This is a genomic window from Olivibacter jilunii, assembly GCF_900607235.1.
Taxonomy (GTDB): Bacteria; Bacteroidota; Bacteroidia; order Sphingobacteriales; family Sphingobacteriaceae; genus Olivibacter; species Olivibacter oleidegradans.
In genome coordinates this window covers 271,565-295,177 of sequence record NZ_LR027848.1, presented here as the reverse complement: position 1 = coordinate 295,177, position 23,613 = coordinate 271,565, and the positions used below count along the sequence as shown (strand labels likewise).

Sequence of the window (23,613 nt, the reverse complement as noted above, 5' to 3'; positions counted from 1 at the left end):
AAAGGGGTTTTCCAATCGAAAAACCCCTTTTTATTTATAGAAGAGCTTCTTTATAATTTTCTCTTTACTTCTACTTGCTCATAAGCCTCCACAATATCGCCTACTTTGATATCGTTAAAGTTTTGAATACTCAATCCACACTCGTAGCCTTGAGATACTTCTTTAACATCATCTTTGTAGCGTTTTAAGGAAGCTAACTTACCTGAATAAACAACCACGCCGTCGCGGATTAACCGGATATCGTGATTACGGTTTATTTTTCCATCCAGCACCATACATCCCGCGATCGTACCTACCTTACTGATTTTAAAGGTCTCCCTAATCTCTACGTTGGCAACAATCTTCTCTTCAAATTTAGGAGCTAACATGCCTTCCATCGCGGCTTTTAGTTCTTCAATCGCATCGTAAATGATCGAATATAAGCGGATATCAATCTGTTCTTGTTCAGCTAACTTACGAGCATTTTGAGAAGGTCTTACCTGGAAACCAATTATAATCGCATCAGAAGCAGACGCTAATAGAACATCGGATTCCGAGATCTGTCCAACAGACTTATGTATAATGTTTACTTGGATCTCTTCTGTGGATAACTTCAGTAAAGAGTCTGATAAAGCTTCGATAGAACCATCCACATCACCTTTCACAATTACATTGAGCTCTTTGAAGTTTCCAATAGCCAAACGGCGACCGATTTCATCCAAGGTAATGTGTTTCTGTGTGCGGAGCCCTTGCTCACGTTGTAACTGTAGACGCTTATTTGCAATCTGCCTGGCTTCAGCTTCACTTTCGAGCACATAAAATTTGTCCCCCGCCGTTGGCGCTCCGTTCATTCCCAATATTTGGATAGGAGTAGAAGGCCCCGCTTCAGTCACTTTCTGGCCACGCTCGTTGGTAAGTGCTTTTACTTTACCACTATGAGACCCTGCTAAGATCGGATCCCCAACACGTAAAGTACCTCCTTGAATCAACACGGTGGTTACAATACCTCTACCTTTATCGAGTGCGGCTTCTACAACCGAACCCACGGCACGTTTCTTCGGATCCGCTTTTAGATCAAGCATCTCTGCTTCCAGAAGCACTTTTTCCAATAATAAATCAACATTTAAACCAGTCTTACCTGAAATCTCTTGGGCCTGATACTTTCCTCCCCAATCTTCCACTAAAATATTCATGGTAGAAAGCTGCTCCCTGATTTTATCCGCGTTTGCCCCAGGTTTGTCGATTTTTGTAAAGGCGAATACAATTGGTACACCTGCAGCCTGTGCGTGATTGATGGCCTCTTTGGTTTGTGGCATCACGCTATCATCTGCTGCAATTACGATAATGGCTATATCAGTTATTTTGGCACCACGAGCACGCATCGCTGTAAACGCTTCGTGTCCAGGTGTATCCAAGAAAGTTATTTTTCTTCCATCATCCAATTTAACGGCGTATGCTCCAATATGTTGGGTAATACCTCCGGCTTCGCCTCCGATCACATTCGTTTTCCGGATATAATCCAGTAGTGAGGTCTTACCATGGTCGACGTGTCCCATTACCGTAACAATAGGTGCGCGTTGCACCAAGTTATCGGGATTATCGTCTTCTTCTAAGGAATGAGTCTCCTCATCTTCCGGTTTAACAAATTCAACTTCGTAACCAAATTCATCAGCCACAATTGTCAAAGTTTCTGCATCAAGCCGTTGATTAATCGAAGCAAAAATTCCCAAACTCATACACGTTGAGATAACCTGCGTTACCGAAACATCCATCATGTTGGCCAGGTCATTCGCAGTAACAAATTCCGTCACACGAAGAACCTTTGATTGCATCTCCCTTTCTAAAGCTGCTTCCTCAGCAGATAAAGCTACATCATCCCGTTTTTGACGTCGTAATTTTGCTCGTTGGGCAAATTTACCGGATTTACCCGCTCCACTGAGACGGGCAAGCGTTGCTTTTATTTGATCTTGTATTTCTTTTTCCGAAGGTTCTTCCTTCGGCGTCTCAACGTGACGTCCGCGTCCCTTAAAATCATGCTTTCCTTTACCACCGCGCTGATCGGGTCGTTGTCCCCCTTGGTTTGGACCTTGATTTTGTCCCTGACCCGGGTGAGGACGATTTTGCGTTTGACCACCTCCGGCAGGTTGGCCGCCTCGTTGTTGTTGCGTATTATCCCCTTGATTGCGATTCTGATTCCCTCCAAGCGTATTACGCTTACGTTTCCGTTTGTGATCAGATAAACTACCGGCACCGGAAGAAGAAGCAATCGGCTGATCCTTGCGTTTTTGAGGAGAAGTGGGCAACTCTATTTTGCCAATCACTTTAGGCCCACTCAAATGCTCGGCCCGAGCTCTGATAACCTCATTTTGTGGAGCCGGTTCCTTTTCCGGTTCTTTCGGCCCCGGTGCATTTGCCTTTACTTCTTCGGCTTTTGGTTGCTCCTTTTGTTCTATTGGGGCTTGTTCCTGTTTTTTGGGTTCCTCCTGTACAGCTGCAGGTTTTTCTTCCGTAACAGATGCACTTTTCGGAGTTTCAACCGGTTGCTCCGGTTTTTGTTCCGCAGCCGGAGCCGGTGTTTCGCCGGTTTGTTCTGCCTTGGGTTCTTCTCTGTTATAAGGCTTTTTATCGGGCCTACTCCGCTGATTAAGGCTAGAAAGATCGATTTTTCCAACTACCTTAACACCCATGGTAGGCTCAGAACTTGGTTCTTTGGCCTTATCTTGTTGCTCATCTGTAGTAGAAGGTTCCTTTTGCTGAGGTTTGTAAGCATTCGCTTTGGTATCCTCAACAGAAGGAGAGAAAGCGCTATTATTTTTAATTAATATCTCATCATTTTCAACCTCAGGCTGCGTTGCTTTTGATGCAGTTGTTTCAATAGGAGCCTCCTCGCGACGAATCTTTCCAATCACAATCTGATTGGCTTCCTCTTTCACGATCTTATCTCCTTGAAACTCTCGCAGAAGAACTTCATACATGTCTCGGTCTAACTTAGTGTTAGGTTTAGCTTCAATTTCATAGCCTTTCTTTGCCAGAAAATCAACCGCTGTACCAATTCCGATATTCAGTTCTTTTGCAGCTTTCAGTAAGTTTATGCTTTTACCTTCTGTCATTTAATCTATTTACCTCTTAATTTATTACGTGATATTACAAAAGTATACTTTTTAGTTGTTTATTACTAAAATAATAAACAAAGCATTCTTTTGTTTGTGCGCGCTCCGCCGAATTATTCAAATTCCGAACGTAAGACCTGCACTACTTCTTGTATTGTGTTTTCTTCTAAATCAGTACGACGCACCAGCTCGTCCATTGATAAGGCTAATACCGATTTTGCTGTATCTAATCCAACACGCTTGAACTCATCGAGAATCCAACCGTCAATTTCATCTGCAAATTCTTCCAAATCCACATCTTCATCATTCTCGTCACTCTCTCTATACACGTCAATCTCATACCCGGTTAGTTTACCCGCCAACTTAATATTATGCCCGCCACGGCCAATAGCAAGTGACACTTGATCAGACTGCAAATAAACAGCAGCTCTTTTCTCTTCATCATCTAATTTAATAGAACTGATTCTTGCCGGACTTAACGCACGTTGTATATACAGGGAAATATTGTTCGTGAAATTGATCACGTCGATATTTTCATTGCGCAATTCACGAACAATTCCATGAATACGAGAACCTTTCATCCCTACACAGGCTCCTACCGGATCGATACGATCATCGTATGATTCAACGGCAACTTTTGCCCGCTCACCCGGTTCGCGAACGATTTTCTTAATGGTGATCAACCCATCGAAGATTTCGGGAACCTCCAGTTCAAATAATCGTTGTAAAAATTCAGGAGCGGTACGTGAAATGATGATTTTAGGAGTCGTATTCATCATGTCTACCTTATAAACTACCGCACGGATCGTATCCCCTTTCTTGAAATAATCGGCCGGAATTTGCTCAGTTTTAGGTAAGATTAATTCGTTCCCCTCGTCGTCCAAAACCAAGGTCTCTTTTTTCCATATTTGGTATACCTCGCCGGTGACGATCTCACCTACACGGTCTTTATACTTCTTAAAGATTTCGTCCTTTTCAAGTTCCAGTACCTTCGAAACCAAGGTTTGTCTTGCCGCAAGAATCGCTCTTCTTCCAAAGCTCTCCAAGGTGATCTCTTCAATGAAATCATCACCGATTTCTAAATCCGGATCTACTTTGCGAGCTTCCGCAAGTTCGATTTCCAAATCGTCGTCTTCGGAAAATTCATCCTCCACAACTGTTCTTGTGCGCCAAATTTCCAAGTCACCGTTATCCGGATTAACAATTACATCGCAGTTTTCATCTGTGCCGAAACGCTTACGTATCATGCTTCTGAATACTTCTTCCAGCACACTTATCACCGTCGGGCGGTCAATATTTTTGAAGTCTTTAAACTCCTGAAATGAGTCTATTAAATTTATATTGCTCATTTTATTTAAATGAAATTAAAACCTTTGTTTCTATGATTTGATCCAGTGGAACCACTGTTTCCACTTGTATTGCTTTTTTGCCTTTTTCCTTGATTGTTTCTGCTAACTTCATCTCTTTTTCCGATGCCGCTAGTAGGGTGCCTTCTCGTTTTGAACCATCCGCCATTTTTAGTGTGATGGACCGGCCAATATTTTTTTGATATTGACGGAGTAATTTTAATGGAGTGTCTATGCCCGGTGATGACACTTCAAGATTATACGCATTCTCTATCGCGTTTTCCTCTTCTAAATGATAACCAACGTGTCTACTGATGGCTGCGCAATCCTGAATAGTTATTCCCTGATCTCCATCCATGTGAATAATCAGTTTGCCATTACTGTGCATTTTAACGTCTACCAGAAATAAGTCCGGACGATCCGCAATCTTTTCTTCTACTAATTCTGTTACCCTTTTCTCGATGCCCATAGTGAATTTACAAATTTCTTGTAATAAAAAGAGGGGACCATGCTGTCCCCTCTTTCATCAAGATATGCAAATGTACGACAAATTATTTAATAATTCAAATAGTTGATTTTCTTGATACAACGAAATACAGGATAGATTTTTTAAACATTTTCGGTCTAAACTCGTTTGTGTAATAGCTAAAGAAAAAATGTATGAGATTTATCATTGAATTAATTATTACCGGTTTAGCCGTTATGGGAGCGGCTTACGTTGTTCCCGGAGCGGAAGTTTCCGGTTTTTGGAGTGCCATGCTTGCCGGCATATTGATTGCTTTGGCCAATGCTACGGTAGGTACAATCCTACGCTTTTTTACCTTGCCCTTGAATATCTTAACCTTGGGCTTAATATCTTTTATTATCACTGTTCTGATGGTCATGTTAGTCAGTAGCATCATGAGTGGATTTTCGGTCAGTGGCTTTTTCTCGGCCATGTTCTTCGCTATTTTAACAGCCGTTATTCAAATGATTTTGAGCAGCCTTTTCGGGACGAATCGCGAAAATTAATTGATGGTACTTAATATTTTATGTATACTTGGTTTTATAAAACATCATTTATGAAACCTGTTAATATATGCCGCTTGTTAGGTTGCATGATTTTATTGCCCATGGTATTAAAAGCTCAAACAAAAACGATTAATGTTCTTATTGGAACCTATACCAATACAGGCAAAAGCAAAGGGATTTATGTGTACTCTTTTGATCCAAGTTCCGGAAGCTTAACGTATAAAAATGAGGTTGCGTCGTCTGACCCATCCTTTTTGGCATTGAGTGCCGACAAGAAATACCTCTACGCCGTGAACGAATTAAATACCGGGGAAGGAGCGGTTAGTGCGTTTAAATATCATCCTACGGATGGTAAACTTGTTTTACTGAATACACAACTAACGCATGGCGACAGCCCCTGTCATGTTATAGTGGATCAAAAAGATAACCATGTGGTGGTATCCAACTATTCCGGCGGAAGCCTTACCGTTTTTGGAGTTCAACCTGATGGCAGTTTGACGGAAAAAGTCCAATTGATAAAGCATGAAGGAAGCGGGCCGGATAAAAGTAGACAAGAAAAGCCTCACGTTCATTCGGCAACTTTGTCGCCCGATGGAAGATTCCTGTTGGTGCAAGATCTCGGTACTGATCGTATTAATGTATATGGTTATGACGCATTGAATAAAAACGCACCGCTATCAACAGAAGCAAAAGTAGCGAAGGCGTCTCCGGGCAGTGGTCCACGACATATTACGTTCGCTAAGGATGGGAGATATGTTTACCTTGTTCAGGAAATGAAGGCTGCTGTTACGGTTTATGCTTATAGTGATGGGCAATTAACAGCTATACAGGAAATTAGTATGTTGCCGCCTTCTTATAAGGGAGATGTTGGAGCAGCAGATATTCATATATCGCCGGATGGTAAATTCTTATATGCCTCGAATCGGGGCGAAGCCAATGATATGGCGATTTATGCCATTAACAAGAAGGATGGGAAACTATCTTATGTTGGAAATCAGTCGGTAGAAGGTAAGGGGCCGCGAAATTTTGCTATTTCTCCCGACGGAAAGCATCTTTTGGTGGCAAACCAATACACTGATGATGTCATTGTATTCGCACGCGATGAGCAGACAGGTAGATTAAAAAACACAGGAAACCGTATAGAAATAGGGGCGCCGGTTTGTGTGCTGTTTGATGAATAGTGGTTAACTCATAAAACAAGTAAGGAGGTTCCTCGTGGAACCTCCTTACTTGTTTATATAACACTCGCTTTTACTTGATCGATCACTTCCTGGTAATAATTCTCGTAAACCGGTAAAATTAATCCTAAATCAAATTCCTTAGCGCGCGCTAAAGCAGCTGCTTTGAATGTTGCCAGCCGGTCGTTGTCTTCAAGTATATAAACCGCGTGGGCTGCCATGCGATCAATATCACCCACGTCATCCAGAAAGCCCGTTACACCATCCACATTCAGTTCCGGTAAACCGCCTGCATTGGACGAAACAACCGGCACACTGCAAGCCATTGCTTCCAAGGCTGCTAAACCAAAACTCTCTGACTCGGACGGCATCATAAAGAGATCCGCAACCGAAAGTATTTCTTCAATGGCGTCCTGCTTCCCTAAAAAGCGCACATCGTTACAAACACCTAAATCTCGGCAGAGCTGTTCAGCATTTACCCGATCGGGCCCGTCACCTACCATTAAAAGCTTACATCGTACCTTTTCCTGGATTTTTTGGAAGACTTTGATCACATCGGATGTCCGCTTTACTCTTCTAAAGTTCGATGTATGGACTAAAATGCGCTCGTCACCGGGGGCGATGGCTTTTTTGAAATGCTCGCGGGGCTTTAAGCTAAACCGCGTCAAATCGATAAAATTAGGGATCACCCGGATATCTTTGGCTACTTCAAAATGTTTGATGGTGTCTTCTTTCAAATTAGTGGATACCGCAGTGACACCGTCCGACTGATTGATCGAAAAGGTGACTACCGGATTATAACTTGGATCTTTTCCCACCAAGGTAATGTCGGTTCCGTGAAGCGTCGTAACTACCGGAATGCGAATCCCATAGGTTTCCAGTATCTGCTTGGCCATGAAAGCCGCAGAAGCATGCGGTATCGCATAATGTACATGTAATAGATCGAGTTTTTCGAAGCGGACTACATCAACCAGTTTACTGGCTAAAGCCAATTCATACGGCGGGAAATCGAATAGCGGATATTTGGATATACTTACCTCATGGTAAAATAGATTCGCAGAGAAGAAATCAAGTCGCGCGGGTTGACTGTACGTAATAAAATGTACCTGATGCCCATTAGCGGCCAAGCCCTTGCCCAATTCTGTAGCCACCACACCGCTACCTCCAAATGTTGGGTAACATACAATACCTATCTTCATTTGATAATACAATAAGTTTTATAACAACTGACGATAAACAATGGATGTAACTAAATAATATGCACCCAATTGCATGATTCATCGTTCAATGTGGCTGCAAATTAAACGTTATTTTCTGTAGTAATTGTTAAGTCTATGTCAAGTATTATTCGAGCCCCTTAGCAATCGCTTCGTAAATTACATCCTGAATCCTGGAACGAATATTTAGCTCATACAACTTGTTTGTTACGCTCGGATGAACACGATTTGATAGAAAAATGTAAGTCAATTGATGTTCCGGATCTATCCAAATGCAAGTGCCCGTGTAACCCGTATGGCCGTAGGTCGCAGCTGAAGCCAATGCAGAAGGATAAGCTTTGCTTGTGTCAGGATCTTTCCGATCAAATCCCAGGCCTCTTCTGCTAACGGTTGATTGCTTGCCGGTAAATTCTTCAACAATCCGTGGGGCAAAGTAAATCTCGCCTCCATAAGTGCCTTTGTTCAGTAGCATTTGTCCATAAATAGCTAAGTCGTTTGCCGTACTGAATATTCCGGCATGCCCGGCAACCCCATTGGCCATGGCTGCACCTTGGTCATGTACATAGCCTTGTAGAAGTGTGTCCCTAAAATACGTATCCCGTTCGGTCGGTACGATTTCTTCTTTCGCAAAACGTCGTCGCGGATTGTAACCGGTTTTATACATGCCCAAAGGTTGATAGAATTGTTCCTGTACATAGGTTTCAATAGGCTCAGAGGCTTGCTGTTCAACTACCTCCTTCATTACATACATACTAATGTCGCTATAAACATATTTTCCGGGTGTTTCCAACTTCGATTGAAGCATTTCGGGCCACATAACTTTTCGGTAATAATCACTCAATAAATAGCGTCCATCAGCTATTTTTACATTGTGTGTAGCGGAGGAGTCGCTGCTGACATCTCCCGGTTTAAGATTTTTATAAAAGGGTATAAAGGGAACAAAACCTGCTTGATGGAGCATAACATCGCGTAATTTTACATTACTTTTATTGGTCTGTCTTGCCTGAAAAAGATAGTGGCCGATCGTTTGATTAAGGTCGATTTTTTTTTCTTCATATAAGCGCATTACAGCTGGCGTGGTAGCTGTAATTTTGCTGATAGAAGCCATGTCAAAAATATCAGAAGTGAGTGTCTGTCGCTGTTTTTCATAAGTGTGGAAGCCGTAGGCCTCTTCAAAAATAACCGTACCGTTTTTTATGACCATTACAACGGCCCCGGGGGTAGCTTGTTCTGCAATGGCCTCCCTGACAATCTTACCTATTGGATCGGTCAAGTTTACGCTCTTTATTCCAACTGATTCAGGCAAATCGTAACCTAATCGTGTTTTAATGGTGGTAAAGCCGCTGCCTGCCGGGAAGCGGGGCGAAATGTTCGTCGTCAATTTCCCGGTAATGGCAATTCCGCCAAAAATAGCCGAGGCACTGTTTTGCGCGGCAATCACAGTGGTATCGGTCGACCAAATAATCGGAACATCAAGTTCATCGAGCAAAGCCAATTTTTGCGGCGAACCAAAACCGCAGATGATTACCTTCTTGCTCGCTATTTCATTTTTGATGAAGTCGAGTATCGTTTGACTGGCGGCTACATCTTTTGCAAGTTGAATAATAAGCAGGTTATGAAATTTTATCTGCTCACTTAATAGCTGCAAGGATGCCAGATTTGCATCTCCCCGATAAGTGTCAACAGAAGCATAACGAGATAACATAGTATTAAATTGGTTTGACTGTTCAAAACCCAGATCAATACTGGCTATCTTTAAATCTCTTAGTCCCTTAATAGGAACTAGGCCTGTCTGATTATTCAACGCGATCGTTTGGGATAAGCTTTGTTTTTTTTGAGCTAATACCTGCTGGATATCTTCTTGGTGCACGCTTTGCGCACAGGCATTAAGGGCAATTAAAAGAAAAATAAGAAGGAAAGAGAAGTGCTTTGGTATATACATAAGTTTGCTTTTATGATAATGATCGAACTTAGGCAAATTAACGGTTATATGCAATATGTAGAAATACATCGATAAAGTGTGTTCTTAATTATAAACGAGAAATCTTTGCTACACTCGTATCCACGTGACGATTCGCGATCGAAAGTCTTTGTTAAAATTTCTTAAAACATTCCATCAAGCTATTTATTTAGGTACCTTTGCCAAGTGAAGAAATGTACTATACTGTTAACTTGGTTATGCTGTATACTTCCTTTTTTTGTGCAAGCGCAAAAGGAAGTAAGGTTAATCAGTTCACGGGATTATGAGGCGCGGAAGGAGTGGGGGGTCAATCGATTTTATAAACCTGTTTTTTTACATGAAGGTAGCACGCTATCAGCAGATAGTTCAGACTATAATCCGGAGGAACGCTTTTTTGATGCGTTTGGAAACGTCGTTATTACCCAGCCGAATGGTACGGTGGTATACGCCGATAAGCTTCACTATATAAAAGATGATCGAATTGCCATATTAACAAATAATGTGAGGATGGTAGATACAAAAGGTGCTGTCTTAACAACGAATCACCTTACCTATAACCTCAACTCGAAAATAGGAACCTATACCGGAGGTGGACGCATTGTCAACCAAAAGGATACTCTCAATAGTAAAATCGGTTACTACTTCGAAAACAGCTCGGATGCCTATTTTAGGCATGATGTAGTGGTCCGTACACCCGAGTCCAATATTTTTACCGATACGCTACGCTACAATTCGCTTTCAAAAATGGCCTACTTTTATGGCCCTACCAATATAAAAGGCAAAAACGGTGGTAACCTCTATACAGAAAACGGCGACTACCATACTGAAACCGACCGGGCACGTTTTGGAAAAAATAACCTGTACACCGAAGGAAGTAAATTTTTGCGTGGTGATAGCCTTTATTATGATGGTAAGCAGGGTTATGGACGGGCGATCAAGAATGTTGTATTTATTGATACGGTACAACAAGGAATTTTATATGGCCAGCGAGGTGTTTATCTAAAAAAGGACGAGAGTATTACCATGACGGATAAGGCCTATATGATTATGGTGGTAAATAACGACTCAACGGCCAAGAAGAGCTCGAAGGACAGCCTAGCTACTGATACTTTGGGACAGGATAATCTGCTGTTAGCTTCGCGAGATTCCATACGGAACGACTCCTTAGTTAATTCACCGAAATCCGGTACAGATTCGGTTTATATGGCTGCTGATACGTTGTATTCACGCGTCATTTTTTTGAGGGATTATAAACCTATTGAACTTAATTTGCGGCGGGATGGAGGCGATTTAGATGCGGAGGAAGAAGAGGATTTTACCGAAGCAGCTACCGATAGTTTGGGGACTGCATCCCTGGATTCAACTTCGACCGATTCTACCCAATTAGTTGGCATAGATAGTTTGAACCGAGTAAAAAAATCTGCTCTTTTGAGTGATAGTTTAAACGCTGAATCCTTATTAGACAGTACGATACGAATAAAGAAGCCTGATTTGTCGGCGGACTCTTTGATGAAGCTGGCTTCTGAAGATAGTACCTATAAAAAAGTACATACAAAAGAGCTTAACGAAGAAGGTATTAAAAAGGTGATTGCCAAGAGTACCAAGCTTCGTGATGATTCGATTGCCAAAACACAGCGAGAATTGATCAGCAGTGAGCTGGCGGCTGATAGTTTATTAATCGACTCCATCGGCAGCATTCCGAAGATAGGGCAGGCAGATAGCTCTTTATTATTGGCAAAAGCGTCGGCTTTGGATCGGTCGCCAAGAGATTCGAGTAACCTAGACACCGCTAGAACCCGGATTGTGAAGGCTTACCATCACATGCGTATTTTTAAATCGGATTTACAGGCACGTGCCGATTCGGCTTATTACGGTTATCCCGATTCTGTTATCAGATGTTATGGCAATCCCATGATCTGGGCACAGGGTTCGCAGCTATCCGGTGATACCATTTATATGCAACTGAAAAATCAAAAGCTAGATAATATGCTTTTAAAAAGCAATGCCTTTATCGTTAGTACACAACTCGATTCGGTTAAGTTTAATCAGGTAAAAGGGCGAAAGATTACCGGCTTCTTTACCGATAACAAACTAGCACTGATGTACGTTGACGGAAATGCTGAAAGCATTTACTACACACAGGAAGATAATAAGATAAATGGCATGACCAAAAGTATCGGTGCGCGAATAAAGATCCTATTTAATAACAACGAGGTTTCCGAAATACTCAATATCCGTAAAACCGAGACTAGCTATACGCCGGTTGCTGCATTTGATCCAGATAAAGAGATACTACCTGGTTTTATTTGGAAACCAAAAGATAGACCAAAAAGTAAAGAAGAGATTATTAACCCCATTTCTATTGCCTCCGAACCTGTAGCAGACAGCACGGAAGGTTCGGCAAAGGACAGTTTGCAAGTCGATTCTACGCAATCTAAGAAAATGACAAAACAAATGCCAACCGTAAAGCGAAAAGAAGGAGTTAAAACGCCGGAACCCGATACGCCCAATAAAGAAAAAGATGCTGTGACTGCCCCCGAACAGAAGCAGCAGCCTGATAGCATAAAAAACAAAGAGAAAACCCTTATTAGCCAATAAGTAGGGGTATTTGCATAGCAGATAAATAAAATGCATCTTTGTTGCCTTACTTAACACCTTGTCGAGATCCAATTATTTAACCGATTAGTTGTCTCGGCAAAGAATATTACACACATAAAAACATATGAAAACGAAGAAAATTTGGTTCTTATTTTTGCTCTTACTTCCATTCACCGTTGTCAGAGCCGATGAAGGAATGTGGTTTCTCATGCATATTGACCGATTGAACCACCGGGATATGCAAAAGATGGGATTACAGCTGACATCTGATGAAATCTATAGTATTAACCACTCAAGTTTAAAAGATGCCATTGTTCAATTCGGCGGAGGATGTACGGCTGAAATCGTTTCGAAAGACGGCTTAGTCTTGACTAACCATCACTGCGGATATGGTGCTATTGCTGAACTGTCTACGCCTGAGCACGACTATCTGACGAATGGCTTTTGGGCTCGAAGTAAGCAAGACGAGTTAAAACCTAAATCGCTTTCCGTCCGCTTCTTTGTGCGGATGGACGACGTGTCAAAGCGTATCCTGAGTAAAGTGAATGACCAGATGAGCGAGTTTGAACGGGAGCAGGTAATTAATCGAGAAATTGCACATATTGAACAGGAAAATAGTGAAGGAGGAAAATATGTAGTCTCTGTAAAATCGTTTTACAATGGCAACGAATACTACTACTTTGTATACCAAGATTATAATGATGTTAGATTGGTAGGCACACCGCCGAATAGCATAGGAAAGTTTGGAGGTGATACCGATAATTGGGAGTGGCCACGTCACACAGGCGATTTTTCGTTATTTCGCGTATATGCCGATAGAGAGGGCAATCCGGCCGAATACAACGAAAATAATGTTCCGTTAAAACCTAAGTATCACCTACCCGTCAGCTTGAAGGGTTTTCAGGAGAACGACTTTGCGATGATACTGGGTTATCCCGGGCGAACCAATCGGTGGATGCCTGCTGCCGGAATTGACCAAAATGTGAACTTTGCGTATCCGGCTTGGGTTGAAGCATCCAAAGTTGGTATGGATAACATGAAGAAGCATATGGATCAAAATCAGCAGGTAAAGCTTGAATATGCTTCAAAATACGCACAGGTCGCAAATTATTGGAAAAACAGGCAAGGAATGATTGATGCACTTAGCAAGCATCAAACCGCTGCCACCAAGCGAGCGGAAGAATCAAAATTCAACCAATGGGCAAACAAAAAAGACAATAAAGCCCGATTTGGGAAGGTAATAGAGACCATCAATCGCTATTATGAATTGACTAACGAAAAAAGTCGTCATGATAATTACATGATGGGTATGTTACGTTCAAGTAACTTTGCCTCGCTGCCTTATGTTTTGGGAAGGGCGCTGTTAATTTATGCCGATGGTACCGATGCCAAAAAGGCGGAACTTAAGTCGAGCCTGAAAACAGAGATCGCAAGTCAATATGAGAAGCTGTATCTGCCGTTGGAACAAGATGTATTGGCTGCGGAGTTGAATCTATATGCAAGCAAGGCTAAAGCAGGAGGCCTAGCTCCTCGTGTTGATTCTCTTAGTCGGGCAAACGGCGGCACTTTTAATAATTATATTAAGCAGGCATTTGAATCGAGTATATTTTCTTCAGAAGAGAAGCTGCTTACTTTTTTAACCAATCCGCAAGCGGAGCAGATCGAGCAAGACCCACTCTTTCTTCTTTCATCTGATTTAATGACTCGGTATCGCTACACCGATGAAGAGCAAAAGAAAGAAGAGGCTAATTTCCAGCGGGCATTTAGGTTGATGGTGGAAGGAATGCGCAAAGCTAACCCGAAAAAAATATATTACCCCGATGCCAATAGTACTTTGCGCTTAACGTATGGTAAAATAACCGCGCTTCCTGCCGATCCTCGAAATGATGCGAAAGAGAACTTCTACACAACGTTGAAAGGGACGATTGCAAAATACAAGCCAAAGGATGAAGAATTTGATCTCCCTCAAAGATTGATCGACCTGTATAAGACGAAAGATTTTGGGAGATATGCTGATCGTGCCGGGTATATGCCTGTAAATTTCCTCACCAATAACGATATAACCGGTGGAAACTCGGGGTCCCCGGTCATCAACGGAAAAGGGGAGTTAATCGGTATTGCTTTCGATGGTAATATAGAAGCAATGGCAGGCGATGTGATTTTTGATCAGCAACTCCAACGGACAATTGCCGTTGATATTCGCTACGTTTTGTTTATCATGGATAAGTTTGCAGGAGCGAAACATTTGGTGGATGAGATGACCCTTGCCGAATAATGGCAATTAATATTGTAAATAGGAGGCTGCTTTTTATGGAAGGCAGCCTTTTATTTTTTCTACATTTTCTGCAATTGCATTTCTTCCATCAAGCCAATGAATAGTGATGCCGTCTTTCTCCATCTTTCTGAAATAAGTCATTTGCCGCTTTGCAAAGCGATGGATTTCCGTATTTAACTTGGTAAATAGCTGATTTCTTTCTATTTCTCCTAATAGAAAAGCAGTTACATATTTATATTCCAAGCCATAAAATTTAAGCTTATCAGCCGGAACGCCCGCTTCGATTAGCCCCTGCACCTCTTCGATCAATCCTGCCGCCAGTCGTTGCTCCAACCGCTGTGTTATCTTAGCACGTCGATCATCCAGAGGTAATTGGATTCCAAAAACCCGCGCATCCAAATGCTGATGCCGATTAATTGGCTCATACGGATTGACCTTTAACCAGCTGGCTATTTCAATGGCTCTAATCAGCCGCTTTTTGGTGCTGATATCGGCCTTAAATCCAATAGGCTGTGGCAAAGATAAAAAGAACTTTTCCAGCTCCTCGATATCCTTTTCCAACAGATTCATTCGAAGATTATCATTCCGAGGAATGGAGGTGAATGCATATTGCTGTAACACTGATTGTATATACAAACCCGTTCCTCCGCACAGAATGGGCGTTTTGCCCTGTGCTTGTATATTAAACCAAGCTTCTTGAAAGTCGTCTTGAAAGTGGGCTACGTGATACGAATCGCCGGCATTACGGATATTAATTAAGTAGTAATCGACACCCTTATATTCCACCAAATCTTTGCCGGTGCCAATATCCATGCCCCTGAATACCTGTCTTGAATCCGCGCTGATGATGGCGCCGTTTATTTCTTTAGCAAGGGCAACGGCCAGGGCAGTTTTCCCTGAAGCCGTTGGACCCAAAATACATATTAAACCACGAACTTGGTCCATTTTTCATTGCTGGCATTACTAGCCACCACATTATCGATAAAGGCCATGCCGCGTACGCCATCTTCTACCGTAGGAAAATCTAGCATTTCCGGAGTAGGCGTCTCGCCGTTTAACTTAGCAGACACGGTTAATACAAAGTTGCGGTAGATATTTCCAAAGGCTTCCAATAACCCCTCGGGGTGTCCGGAAGGAATCCGTGTATTATGTTTGGCAGCATTGCTTAAGTAAGCATTGCCCGTACGGTAAATCTGCTTCGGTTGATCAAGTAAATTCACATATAAACTATTTGGTTCTTCCTGGATCCATTCTAGCCCTCCCTCTTCACCATAAATTCTTATACGAATGGCGTTTTCCTCGCCCGCGGCAATTTGTGAAGCGATTAGCACGCCATTAGCGCCGTTGTCGAAACGTATAAGCACATTGCCATCATCATCTAATAAACGCCCCTCTACCAACGTGTTCAAGTCTGCACAGATGTCCGTAATTTTTAATCCGGTAATGTACTCAGCTAAGTGAGCGGCATGTGTGCCAATATCACCCATAGCCCCACTTTTACCTGATCGTTTGGGGTCAGTTCGCCATGCTGCTTGCGCATTTCCTTCCCTTTCGCTCAAACGGCTTAGCCATCCTTGCGGGTACTCCACAATTACTTTTCTGATTTTACCAAGTTTATTTTCTTTTACCATGGCTTTCGCTTGCTTCACCATTGGATAACCACTATAGGTATGGGTAAGTGCCAATGTCAAACCCGTCTTTTCCACGAGGTCTCGTAATTGTTTTGCTTCTTCCAAAGTAAAAGTCATGGGTTTTTCGATAACCACATTAAAACCATTTTCCAGGGCGAGGCGAGCCGGATCGAAATGGACAAAATTGGGTGTAACTATTGTTACAAAATCCATTCGCACGTCTTCAGGTAGCTGACTTTCCTTTTCTATCATCTCTTGGTAAGTGCTGTAAACCCGACTTGGATCAACAAACAAGGCCTCTCCGGACTCTCTTGAGATTTCAGGATGTACACTAAAAGCACCGCAGACTAATTCGACTAAACCGTCCATTCGAGCGGCAATACGGTGTACTGAACCGATAAATGCATCAATACCACCGCCTACCATGCCCATACGAAGTTTTCTTTTCATTGCTATTATTTAATTAAATTGGTGTTGACATTATAGGAACACTTCCAAAAACCTTGTCTAATTGCTCGGCCTTAACGCTAAATTTGAGCCTTCGTCTCGGCCTTGCTCTTATTGTCGGCTTCGTCAAAAAAGGCGTTTTGGAAAATATCCATAAGTATTGGCCTAAAATAAAAAAAAGATCTTATAACACCTGACGCATTTTTATACTGCCCAGATTTTCTACCCAATGGACGGGATTATCCCGATTTATCCCTAAGTCGGCACATCCTTCATAATAACGAATCTTATCCGTGCCTTGAACCATAAAGCGTTGGGGAGGTAATAATCCTTCTGAGTGGAATCCTAGCTTTTCATAAATTTCTCCCGACGACCAATCCCGATCAACATAAGTCATGATGTCGCTGGGATGAAACGCTGTCGCGAAGCCTTTAAGCAGTTTGCTTAGGCCGCCTACAACCAGATGGCCGGACCGATTACAGAATCGCAACAATTCAAATGAACGGTGCTCGGGTGCCATGTCGCGCATTTTACGGCCGCTGCTAAATATCGCTATGGCCATTAACGTATCTCTATATAGAAGGCCATAGCGATATTTACCGGGAAGAGGCACCTGCAAATGATGTTCTTTTTGAAAAACCAAAGCTTCTTCTTTATTTATTCTAACCAAGGTAGTGCTACGCGCATAAACTCTGTTGGCTAAACCCAGCGCGGCCCGGATTCGAGCCATAACCACGTTGTTTCTGCTTAAAAATAAATCTTCGTCTAAATGTATTTGACGAGTAGCGAGAAGAGGTTCCTCTTTGTGTTTCACATCAAAATGGAGACTATTATAAAATTTGATGGACAAAACCCCCGACTCAACGATGACATTGGAAACGGTGGCAGATTGATCGACGATGGAGGCCGAAATACCGAACTCTTCTTTTAGTTGTTTTATTAATACATCGACACTTTTAGGCTCAGCTTCCATGCTGCAAACTTACTAAACTTGTATCTTTTCGTGCTTAATTATTTAAATGAAGGCTGCGGAGTCGGAATCGTCTATGGACTGATCGCTATCGGGCGATATCCTAACGAACGTAATGGCACATTGGTTTATCAATAAACATTTTTGTCTACCTTTGGCTTATGGGGCTTTTAGAACGTTTTCTGAGATTTGGCGAAGAGCATGACTTGATCAGTCGAGAACAGCGCACCTTGCTGGCAGTTAGTGGTGGAAGAGATTCAGTTTTAATGGTTCATTTATTTGCTAAAGCTAAGCTGCCCTTTGGTATTGCTCATTGTAATTTTCAATTGCGAGGGCAACATGCTGACGCGGATGAGGAGCTAGTAAGCAATTTAGCAGCAGAAATGGAAGTGCCCTTGTTTGTCAAGCGATTTGATACCATTGCTTATGCGAGGAAGCAAGGTATTTCGATCGAAATGGCGGCCCGGGCACTGCGATATGAATGGTTTGAGCAAATAAGGTTAGACCAGCACTATCGGTATATTGCGTTGGCCCATCATCAGAACGACTCCGTCGAAACGGTATTGCTTAATTTGACCCGTGGTACCGGGATTGCAGGTTTGCACGGTATCCTCCCAAAACGAGGGGTACTGATCAGGCCGCTCCTATTTCTAACGCGCGAGGAAGTGACGCAGACGGTTTTAGAAAGAAATCTGGTTTACCGAGAAGATGAGTCTAATTTTTCTACCGATTATTTAAGGAATAAAATCCGACTGGAAGTTGTTCCACGTTTAAAGGAGATTAACCCCTCGCTGGAAAGAACCTTTCAGGAAAATAGTAGACGATTTGAGGAGATGGAAACCTTGTTAAAGAACTACAGCGAACAATTAAGGAAAAAGTTATTTGTTGAAACAACTTCCAACACCTATCAAATAGAGTTAAAAGCGCTGCAAGAGCTTAAGCCTTTACGCACGCTGCTGTATGAGTTATTCAGACCTTATCAATTTCTTCCGGAAGTCCTTGATGACCTTGTTTCGATATGGCAGAATGATAATCGAACCGGAAAGCAGTTCTTTTCCGATAGTTATAAATTGCTCCTCGATCGTGAAAATTTAATACTGCAAAAAAAAGAACCCGTTGATTTACCGCATCAATTTTTACAGCCTAATCAGGCGGTGATATGTCAAGGATTTCACTTAACGGTAAAATTGGTAGAAAAACCCGTGAAGATGAATGAATTTGGAAAAGTGGCTGTTGACGCCGATAAATTGCTTTTTCCGCTTTTGGTACGGTCTTGGCAAGAGGGAGATTGGTTTAAACCTTTAGGAATGAAGGGAAAGAAGAAGTTGAGCGACTTTTTTATATCGTTAAAAATATCGCGTTTCCATAAAAAGGAAATCCCCTTGCTTGTAAATGGCAATGGTGACATCGTTTGGGTAGTGCCCCATCGTATGGATGACCGATATAAAATTACAGACAAAACAAAAAAAGTTGCTATCTTAGAATGCATATAAAAATGGAAGAAGACAAACCTTTATTTGTTGAGAATCAATATCTTGGTCGTGACCGTGGTTGGGTCAGCGTACGATTGGTCATGGCGCTTTTTTGCTTTGCAGCTTATTATGTGAGTACGGAGCGCGAGCGAAGCGAGCAACTATTCCTCTTAGTTGGATGCATTATACTGATTGTATCAATCATTATGATGTATATGTTGCATTATCGCATTACGGTGAAGAATAAGAGCGTCATTCTACAAGGGCTGTGGACGGCCAGACTAGTAAAAATAGACCTCAATAGTATTGTTAAAGTTGAAAATGGACTCTACAGTTCATACCTTATTAATAGTCCCGTCTATAATCTTCATCAAAAAGGTAAGATCCGTTTTTACGCCGGTGGGAAAGCTGCGGTGTGGTTAACAGACAGGGACGGCTTAGTCTACGTTGTAGGAACCCAACATCCTAACGATCTGACCCGGGCTATTTTAAAGGCAAAAGAATCGTAAATTTATTGTCAATAACCAGATTTAAAAACTGATCGATATACTATTTACTTAATATTTGCGTAAGTTTGTTAATAAGGCGTGATGCTTATGTTAAGCACGCTTTATAGACGCTAGACGATTATAATTTAATGTAGATATTAATGGGTTTATTAAAAATATTATTAGTTGCTATTTTAATTTTATGGGTGCTCCGTATGCTGGTAACGGTTCTATTTCCATACCTCATGGCAATGTTCGTTGGTAAAATGCAACAGGAGGCCCAAAAGCAATACGAAAGACAAGCGGGATCTTATAGAAGTGAGAATGTTCCGAATACCGACGGCAAAGTGCGCATTGATTATGTTCCTCCCAGGACAACGAAAAGCAAGCCTTCCACAACTAATGGTAGGGTAGGTGAGTTTGTTGATTTTGAAGAAATCAAATAAAGTATCTATTCGCCCGTTTCGGCTATGTTTCGTGAAACGGAACTTATCTGATTTCTTCAGTACAAAGCCATAGACGACAAAATAAGAAAAAATGATATTTCGGGCCATTAAAAGTTCGAAATATCATTTTTTTGTAATAGGTTTGAACCTTAGCTCAAAGAATACAAAAGAATGAAGAATTGGTTCAACCGAAATGCTACTCATTTTGCCATCATAGGCATCTTTATCGTTATCTGTCTTATTTATTTTGCCCCTGCCTGGCAAGGAAAAGTGCTTCTCCAAAGCGATGTCACGCAAGCACAAGCGATGCAGAAAGAGATTATGGACTTTAGGGAAAAGGATGGTAAGGGCCCACTTTGGACGAATTCAATGTTTGGCGGCATGCCTTCTTACCAGATATGGGTATCTTATCCAAAAAATATTGGAACGCATATCATGGCGGGGCTAAAAGGAGCGCTTCCTTATCCGATGGATGTAGTGCTATTGTATTTACTGGGCGCCTATCTTTTGTTAAATGTGCTCAAGGTCAGACCTTGGCTAGCTGCCGTTGGAGCTATTGCATTTGCTTTTACTTCATACAATTTTATCTATATAGAAGCGGGGCATGCCAATAAAGCCTATGCTATTGCACTATTTGCTCCCGTCGTAGCAGGTATTCTGCTGTGCTTGCGGGGTAAAAATCTTTTGGGTGCCGCTATTTTGGCTTTATCACTTGCCTTGGAGATACGCTTTAACCATATTCAGGTAACCTATTATCTTTTCATCGCTTTGCTGATCTTAGTCGGCATCGAATTGTATCACGCGGTAAAGGAAAAAAAGACTGCAACCTTCCTAAAATCCATCGGTTTTATGGCGGTGGCGAGTTTGTTAGCCTTAGCAATCAATGCCGGCTTGTTGTGGACAACCTATGAATATTCAAAGGAATCGATTCGTGGTAAATCCAATATCACTTCCGAAACAAAAGGCTCGGCACAACAGGGAGTAAGTAAAGAATATGCCTATCAGTGGAGCCAGGGAGTGGGTGAAAGTATTACTTTTTTAATTCCGGGTGCCTATGGAGGAGGCTCTCAAAGTAAATTTGATGAGAATTCTAATACCGTGAAATTGCTAAGCAGCCAAGGTTTTGGCGCTGATCAGACTGCCGGTCTTGTGTATTGGGGAGATAAACCCATGACTTCCGGACCTTGGTACTTTGGTGCTGCGGTTCTATTTTTGTTTGTTTTAGGATTATTTGTGGTGCAAAGCCGGATTAAGTGGTGGATTTTATCGGCTACGCTGCTCAGTATTGTGCTTTCATGGGGCCGACATTTTACCCTTGTATCCGATTTATTTTTCGATTACTTCCCTTTGTACAATAAATTTAGAGCGGTTGAATCTACTTTAGTAGTAGCCTCATTCCTCATCCCAATATTAGCAATTATCGCAGTGGACGAGATTATTAAAAATGGGAAAGTGATTGAAAAGCTGGACAAAAAAATAATCTATTCCTTGGCAATTGTGGGCGGAATATCGTTGATCATATGGGTTCTGCCGGATTTATTTTTTAGCTTTCAGGCACCGAATCATCAACAACTTATTCAATCCATTTCGCAGCAAACGCAAAACAATAGTTTCGCCCAATCGCTGGGAAATGCTTTAGTACAGGACCGTGCAGGCTTGGCACGAAGCGATGCCTTCCGATCCCTGTTATTTGTCTTATTGACCGCGGGAGTCGTTTGGTTATTGGCAAAAAATAAGTTGAATGCAAAAGCGGCTACTATTGCTGTAGGCGTTCTTATTTTAGTCGATCTATGGGGTGTGGATAACCGGTATCTCAATAAGGATAGCTTTGTAGAAAAGGAACGTTTAGAGCAATCTTTCTTTAAACCGCGCGAGGTGGATAACTTAATCCTCATGGATAAAGATAAAGAATACCGGGTACTGGATTTAACTGTTGAACCCTTCAACAATGCATCGCCTTCTTATTTTTATAAAAACGTAGGAGGGTACCATGCGGCCAAGCTGATGCGTTATCAGGAGCTATTAGAACGGCAGTTTTCCAAATCCATCAATGAAGATGTGTTGGATATGCTAAACACACGCTATGTTATTACCAATAACCGGGAAGGAACATCTCAAAGTATCCAGCGACGGGATAAAGCCGCAGGAAATGCTTGGTTTGTTGATCGTGTCACTTTCGTTAAAAGCAACGAGGAAGAGATGAACGCCATTGATAGTTTTGATCCTAAGAAAGAAGCCTTTATTCATCAAGAGTTTAAGGGAAAAATTGACGAGAAGCGATTAGGACGTCCTACCAATGCGAGCATTGCGTTGACGGATTATCGTCCGGATCATTTGGTTTACGAATATACCGCTCCGAATGATGTAATGGCTGTATTCTCTGAAATTTGGTACGATAAAGGATGGAAAGCTTTTGTTGATGGACAAGAGATTCCTATTCTGCGGGCAGACTATGTTTTACGTGCAGCTCAACTTCCGGGCGGTAACCATAAAGTGGAGTTCAAGTTCGAACCGCAATCCTATTATATGGGAGAGAATATATCGTTGATAGCGTCTATTATCTTAGTGTTGGGACTGGCATTCGCTATCTGGAAAGATAAGAAGCAAGGAGTAGGGAGTTAGTTGTTAGCAGTTTGGTGTTAGTGTCTAATGAGTAAGACCTTTTATTTCATATGCCTAACACCTTAAACCTTACCCCTTTCCATTGCCTCTAGTCATTCGTTTTTCCAAATCGGATATAGTACAGCAATAAGTTCCACGCAATTACCAAATGATGCCATATATTAGGGAATAAGCCATAGTACTTGGTGAAAATCCTGAATCGCTCCATTAAGCTTTGCCGGTGCCGTTTTTTGGAAAGACCGCCAACCAAGTATTTCGCAACATATTGGTGGGTATTGACAATGCTTTTAGCTTTCTTGGCCGCCTTTAAGATCCAATCAATATCGGCACTTAGCTGATACTGCTCATCATATGGCTCTACAATTGATCTTTTCATGTAAATGGCCTGATGACTAATGGACATGCCATACTTAAAACTTTTCCAGGTAAAGTGCTCCGGCACTTTATGCCTTCGTCTACCTAAACTTTTTCCTGCATGATCAATCATTTCCGTTTCACCGTAGTAAATGTCTGCAAAAGCCTTTGAGGAAAAAATATTGCTCACTGTGTTCGGTGCATAGATTTCATCACCTGAATTCATGAATAGGAGGTAGTCGCCTGTAGCTAAGCGAATTCCTTTGTTCATCGCATCATAGATGCCCTTGTCACGCTCGCTAACAATTTTTGCAATGCCAGATTTATATTTTTCAATAACAGCAAGGGTTCCATCTGTTGAGCCACCATCAACTACAATATATTCGATATTTGGATAATCTTGTCCCAATACAGATAGGAGTGTTCTTTCGATATCCTTTACATTATTATACACAACGGTAATTACCGTTAATAGTGGAAAAAACTCTGGTGAATTTGAAAAAGACATT

At 41.8% G+C, this 23,613-nt stretch carries 17 protein-coding genes; 8 read left to right on the top strand and 9 right to left on the bottom strand.

Annotated elements, in window-relative coordinates; all coding sequences use genetic code 11:
* Positions 1–50: 50 nt before the first annotated feature.
* The 3 genes from infB to rimP all read right to left on the bottom strand — a co-directional run bounded on the left by infB (position 51) and on the right by rimP (position 4,904).
* On the bottom strand, positions 51–3,089 hold the full coding sequence (gene infB / locus E0E36_RS01210; protein WP_130854470.1) for a translation initiation factor IF-2: 3,039 nt from the start codon (positions 3,087–3,089) through the stop codon (positions 51–53).
* Between the two features lie 113 nt (positions 3,090–3,202).
* Positions 3,203–4,438 carry a transcription termination factor NusA gene (gene nusA / locus E0E36_RS01205; RefSeq protein WP_013664898.1) on the bottom strand — a complete coding sequence of 412 codons (1,236 nt, stop codon included), beginning with the start codon at positions 4,436–4,438 and terminating at the stop codon, positions 3,203–3,205.
* Position 4,439: 1 nt separating this feature from the next.
* Positions 4,440–4,904 carry a ribosome assembly cofactor RimP gene (rimP, locus tag E0E36_RS01200; protein WP_130854469.1) on the bottom strand — a complete coding sequence of 155 codons (465 nt, stop codon included), beginning with the start codon at positions 4,902–4,904 and terminating at the stop codon, positions 4,440–4,442.
* A 191-nt stretch (positions 4,905–5,095) separates the two neighbouring features.
* Here rimP and E0E36_RS01195 point away from each other — a divergent pair, with 191 nt between their 5' ends.
* Positions 5,096–5,446 carry a phage holin family protein gene (locus E0E36_RS01195; protein WP_013664900.1) on the top strand — a complete coding sequence of 117 codons (351 nt, stop codon included), beginning with the start codon at positions 5,096–5,098 and terminating at the stop codon, positions 5,444–5,446.
* A 50-nt stretch (positions 5,447–5,496) separates the two neighbouring features.
* The gene (locus E0E36_RS01190; protein WP_242627105.1) at positions 5,497–6,627 is read left to right on the top strand and encodes a lactonase family protein; all 1,131 of its coding nucleotides are present in this window, start codon (positions 5,497–5,499) and stop codon (positions 6,625–6,627) included.
* 53 nt (positions 6,628–6,680) lie between these two features.
* Here the strand turns inward: E0E36_RS01190 and bshA are convergent, their stop codons facing one another.
* Together bshA and E0E36_RS01180 are read right to left on the bottom strand one after the other, a co-directional pair.
* The gene (bshA, locus tag E0E36_RS01185) at positions 6,681–7,823 is read right to left on the bottom strand and encodes an N-acetyl-alpha-D-glucosaminyl L-malate synthase BshA (protein WP_130854468.1); all 1,143 of its coding nucleotides are present in this window, start codon (positions 7,821–7,823) and stop codon (positions 6,681–6,683) included.
* 145 nt (positions 7,824–7,968) lie between these two features.
* Entirely contained in the window at positions 7,969–9,783 is a 1,815-nt protein-coding gene (locus E0E36_RS01180) for a serine hydrolase domain-containing protein (protein ID WP_130854467.1), read from the bottom strand.
* 258 nt (positions 9,784–10,041) lie between these two features.
* Between E0E36_RS01180 and E0E36_RS01175 the strand changes: the two genes are divergently transcribed.
* Complete coding sequence (locus E0E36_RS01175) at positions 10,042–12,399, top strand: OstA-like protein (RefSeq protein ID WP_165446894.1); 2,358 nt, start codon at positions 10,042–10,044, stop codon at positions 12,397–12,399.
* 124 nt (positions 12,400–12,523) lie between these two features.
* Positions 12,524–14,674, top strand: coding sequence for a S46 family peptidase (locus E0E36_RS01170; protein ID WP_130854465.1), 2,151 nt, complete (start codon positions 12,524–12,526; stop codon positions 14,672–14,674).
* A gap of 33 nt (positions 14,675–14,707) precedes the next feature.
* On the opposite strand, the gene miaA is transcribed toward E0E36_RS01170, so the two are convergent.
* The 3 genes from miaA to E0E36_RS01155 form a co-directional block, all read right to left on the bottom strand.
* On the bottom strand, positions 14,708–15,619 hold the full coding sequence (miaA, locus tag E0E36_RS01165; protein WP_130854464.1) for a tRNA (adenosine(37)-N6)-dimethylallyltransferase MiaA: 912 nt from the start codon (positions 15,617–15,619) through the stop codon (positions 14,708–14,710).
* Complete coding sequence (locus E0E36_RS01160) at positions 15,598–16,755, bottom strand: Gfo/Idh/MocA family protein (RefSeq protein WP_130854463.1); 1,158 nt, start codon at positions 16,753–16,755, stop codon at positions 15,598–15,600. Before E0E36_RS01160 ends, miaA begins: the two co-directional genes overlap by 22 nt.
* A gap of 181 nt (positions 16,756–16,936) precedes the next feature.
* The gene (locus tag E0E36_RS01155) at positions 16,937–17,725 is read right to left on the bottom strand and encodes a hypothetical protein (RefSeq protein WP_013664908.1); all 789 of its coding nucleotides are present in this window, start codon (positions 17,723–17,725) and stop codon (positions 16,937–16,939) included.
* Between the two features lie 158 nt (positions 17,726–17,883).
* On the opposite strand from E0E36_RS01155, the gene tilS reads away from it, so the two are divergent.
* From tilS to E0E36_RS01135, 4 genes are all read left to right on the top strand, one after another.
* A complete protein-coding gene (tilS, locus tag E0E36_RS01150; RefSeq protein WP_130854462.1) occupies positions 17,884–19,215 on the top strand; it encodes a tRNA lysidine(34) synthetase TilS in 1,332 nt (443 codons plus the stop codon).
* Positions 19,216–19,217: 2 nt separating this feature from the next.
* A complete protein-coding gene (locus E0E36_RS01145) occupies positions 19,218–19,703 on the top strand; it encodes a hypothetical protein (RefSeq protein ID WP_242627104.1) in 486 nt (161 codons plus the stop codon).
* Positions 19,704–19,843: 140 nt separating this feature from the next.
* Entirely contained in the window at positions 19,844–20,128 is a 285-nt protein-coding gene (locus E0E36_RS01140) for a DUF4834 family protein (RefSeq protein WP_013664911.1), read from the top strand.
* A 171-nt stretch (positions 20,129–20,299) separates the two neighbouring features.
* Positions 20,300–22,750, top strand: coding sequence for a YfhO family protein (locus tag E0E36_RS01135; protein WP_130854461.1), 2,451 nt, complete (start codon positions 20,300–20,302; stop codon positions 22,748–22,750).
* An 88-nt stretch (positions 22,751–22,838) separates the two neighbouring features.
* Here the strand turns inward: E0E36_RS01135 and E0E36_RS01130 are convergent, their stop codons facing one another.
* Positions 22,839–23,612, bottom strand: coding sequence for a glycosyltransferase family 2 protein (locus E0E36_RS01130; protein ID WP_041387199.1), 774 nt, complete (start codon positions 23,610–23,612; stop codon positions 22,839–22,841).
* Position 23,613 lies beyond the last annotated feature (1 nt).

Bases quoted from the DNA above. Each gene is read 5' to 3' on its own strand.
- infB (WP_130854470.1), bottom strand. From the start codon at position 3,089: ATGACAGAAGGTAAAAGCATAAACTTACTGAAAGCTGCAAAAGAACTG.
- nusA (WP_013664898.1), bottom strand. From the start codon at position 4,438: ATGAGCAATATAAATTTAATAGACTCATTTCAGGAGTTTAAAGACTTC.
- rimP (WP_130854469.1), bottom strand. From the start codon at position 4,904: ATGGGCATCGAGAAAAGGGTAACAGAATTAGTAGAAGAAAAGATTGCG.
- E0E36_RS01195 (WP_013664900.1), top strand. From the start codon at position 5,096: ATGAGATTTATCATTGAATTAATTATTACCGGTTTAGCCGTTATGGGA.
- E0E36_RS01190 (WP_242627105.1), top strand. From the start codon at position 5,497: ATGAAACCTGTTAATATATGCCGCTTGTTAGGTTGCATGATTTTATTG.
- bshA (WP_130854468.1), bottom strand. From the start codon at position 7,823: ATGAAGATAGGTATTGTATGTTACCCAACATTTGGAGGTAGCGGTGTG.
- E0E36_RS01180 (WP_130854467.1), bottom strand. From the start codon at position 9,783: ATGTATATACCAAAGCACTTCTCTTTCCTTCTTATTTTTCTTTTAATT.
- E0E36_RS01170 (WP_130854465.1), top strand. From the start codon at position 12,524: ATGAAAACGAAGAAAATTTGGTTCTTATTTTTGCTCTTACTTCCATTC.
- miaA (WP_130854464.1), bottom strand. From the start codon at position 15,619: ATGGACCAAGTTCGTGGTTTAATATGTATTTTGGGTCCAACGGCTTCA.
- E0E36_RS01160 (WP_130854463.1), bottom strand. From the start codon at position 16,755: ATGAAAAGAAAACTTCGTATGGGCATGGTAGGCGGTGGTATTGATGCA.
- E0E36_RS01155 (WP_013664908.1), bottom strand. From the start codon at position 17,725: ATGGAAGCTGAGCCTAAAAGTGTCGATGTATTAATAAAACAACTAAAA.
- tilS (WP_130854462.1), top strand. From the start codon at position 17,884: ATGGGGCTTTTAGAACGTTTTCTGAGATTTGGCGAAGAGCATGACTTG.
- E0E36_RS01145 (WP_242627104.1), top strand. From the start codon at position 19,218: ATGGAAGAAGACAAACCTTTATTTGTTGAGAATCAATATCTTGGTCGT.
- E0E36_RS01140 (WP_013664911.1), top strand. From the start codon at position 19,844: ATGGGTTTATTAAAAATATTATTAGTTGCTATTTTAATTTTATGGGTG.
- E0E36_RS01135 (WP_130854461.1), top strand. From the start codon at position 20,300: ATGAAGAATTGGTTCAACCGAAATGCTACTCATTTTGCCATCATAGGC.
- E0E36_RS01130 (WP_041387199.1), bottom strand. From the start codon at position 23,612: ATGTCTTTTTCAAATTCACCAGAGTTTTTTCCACTATTAACGGTAATT.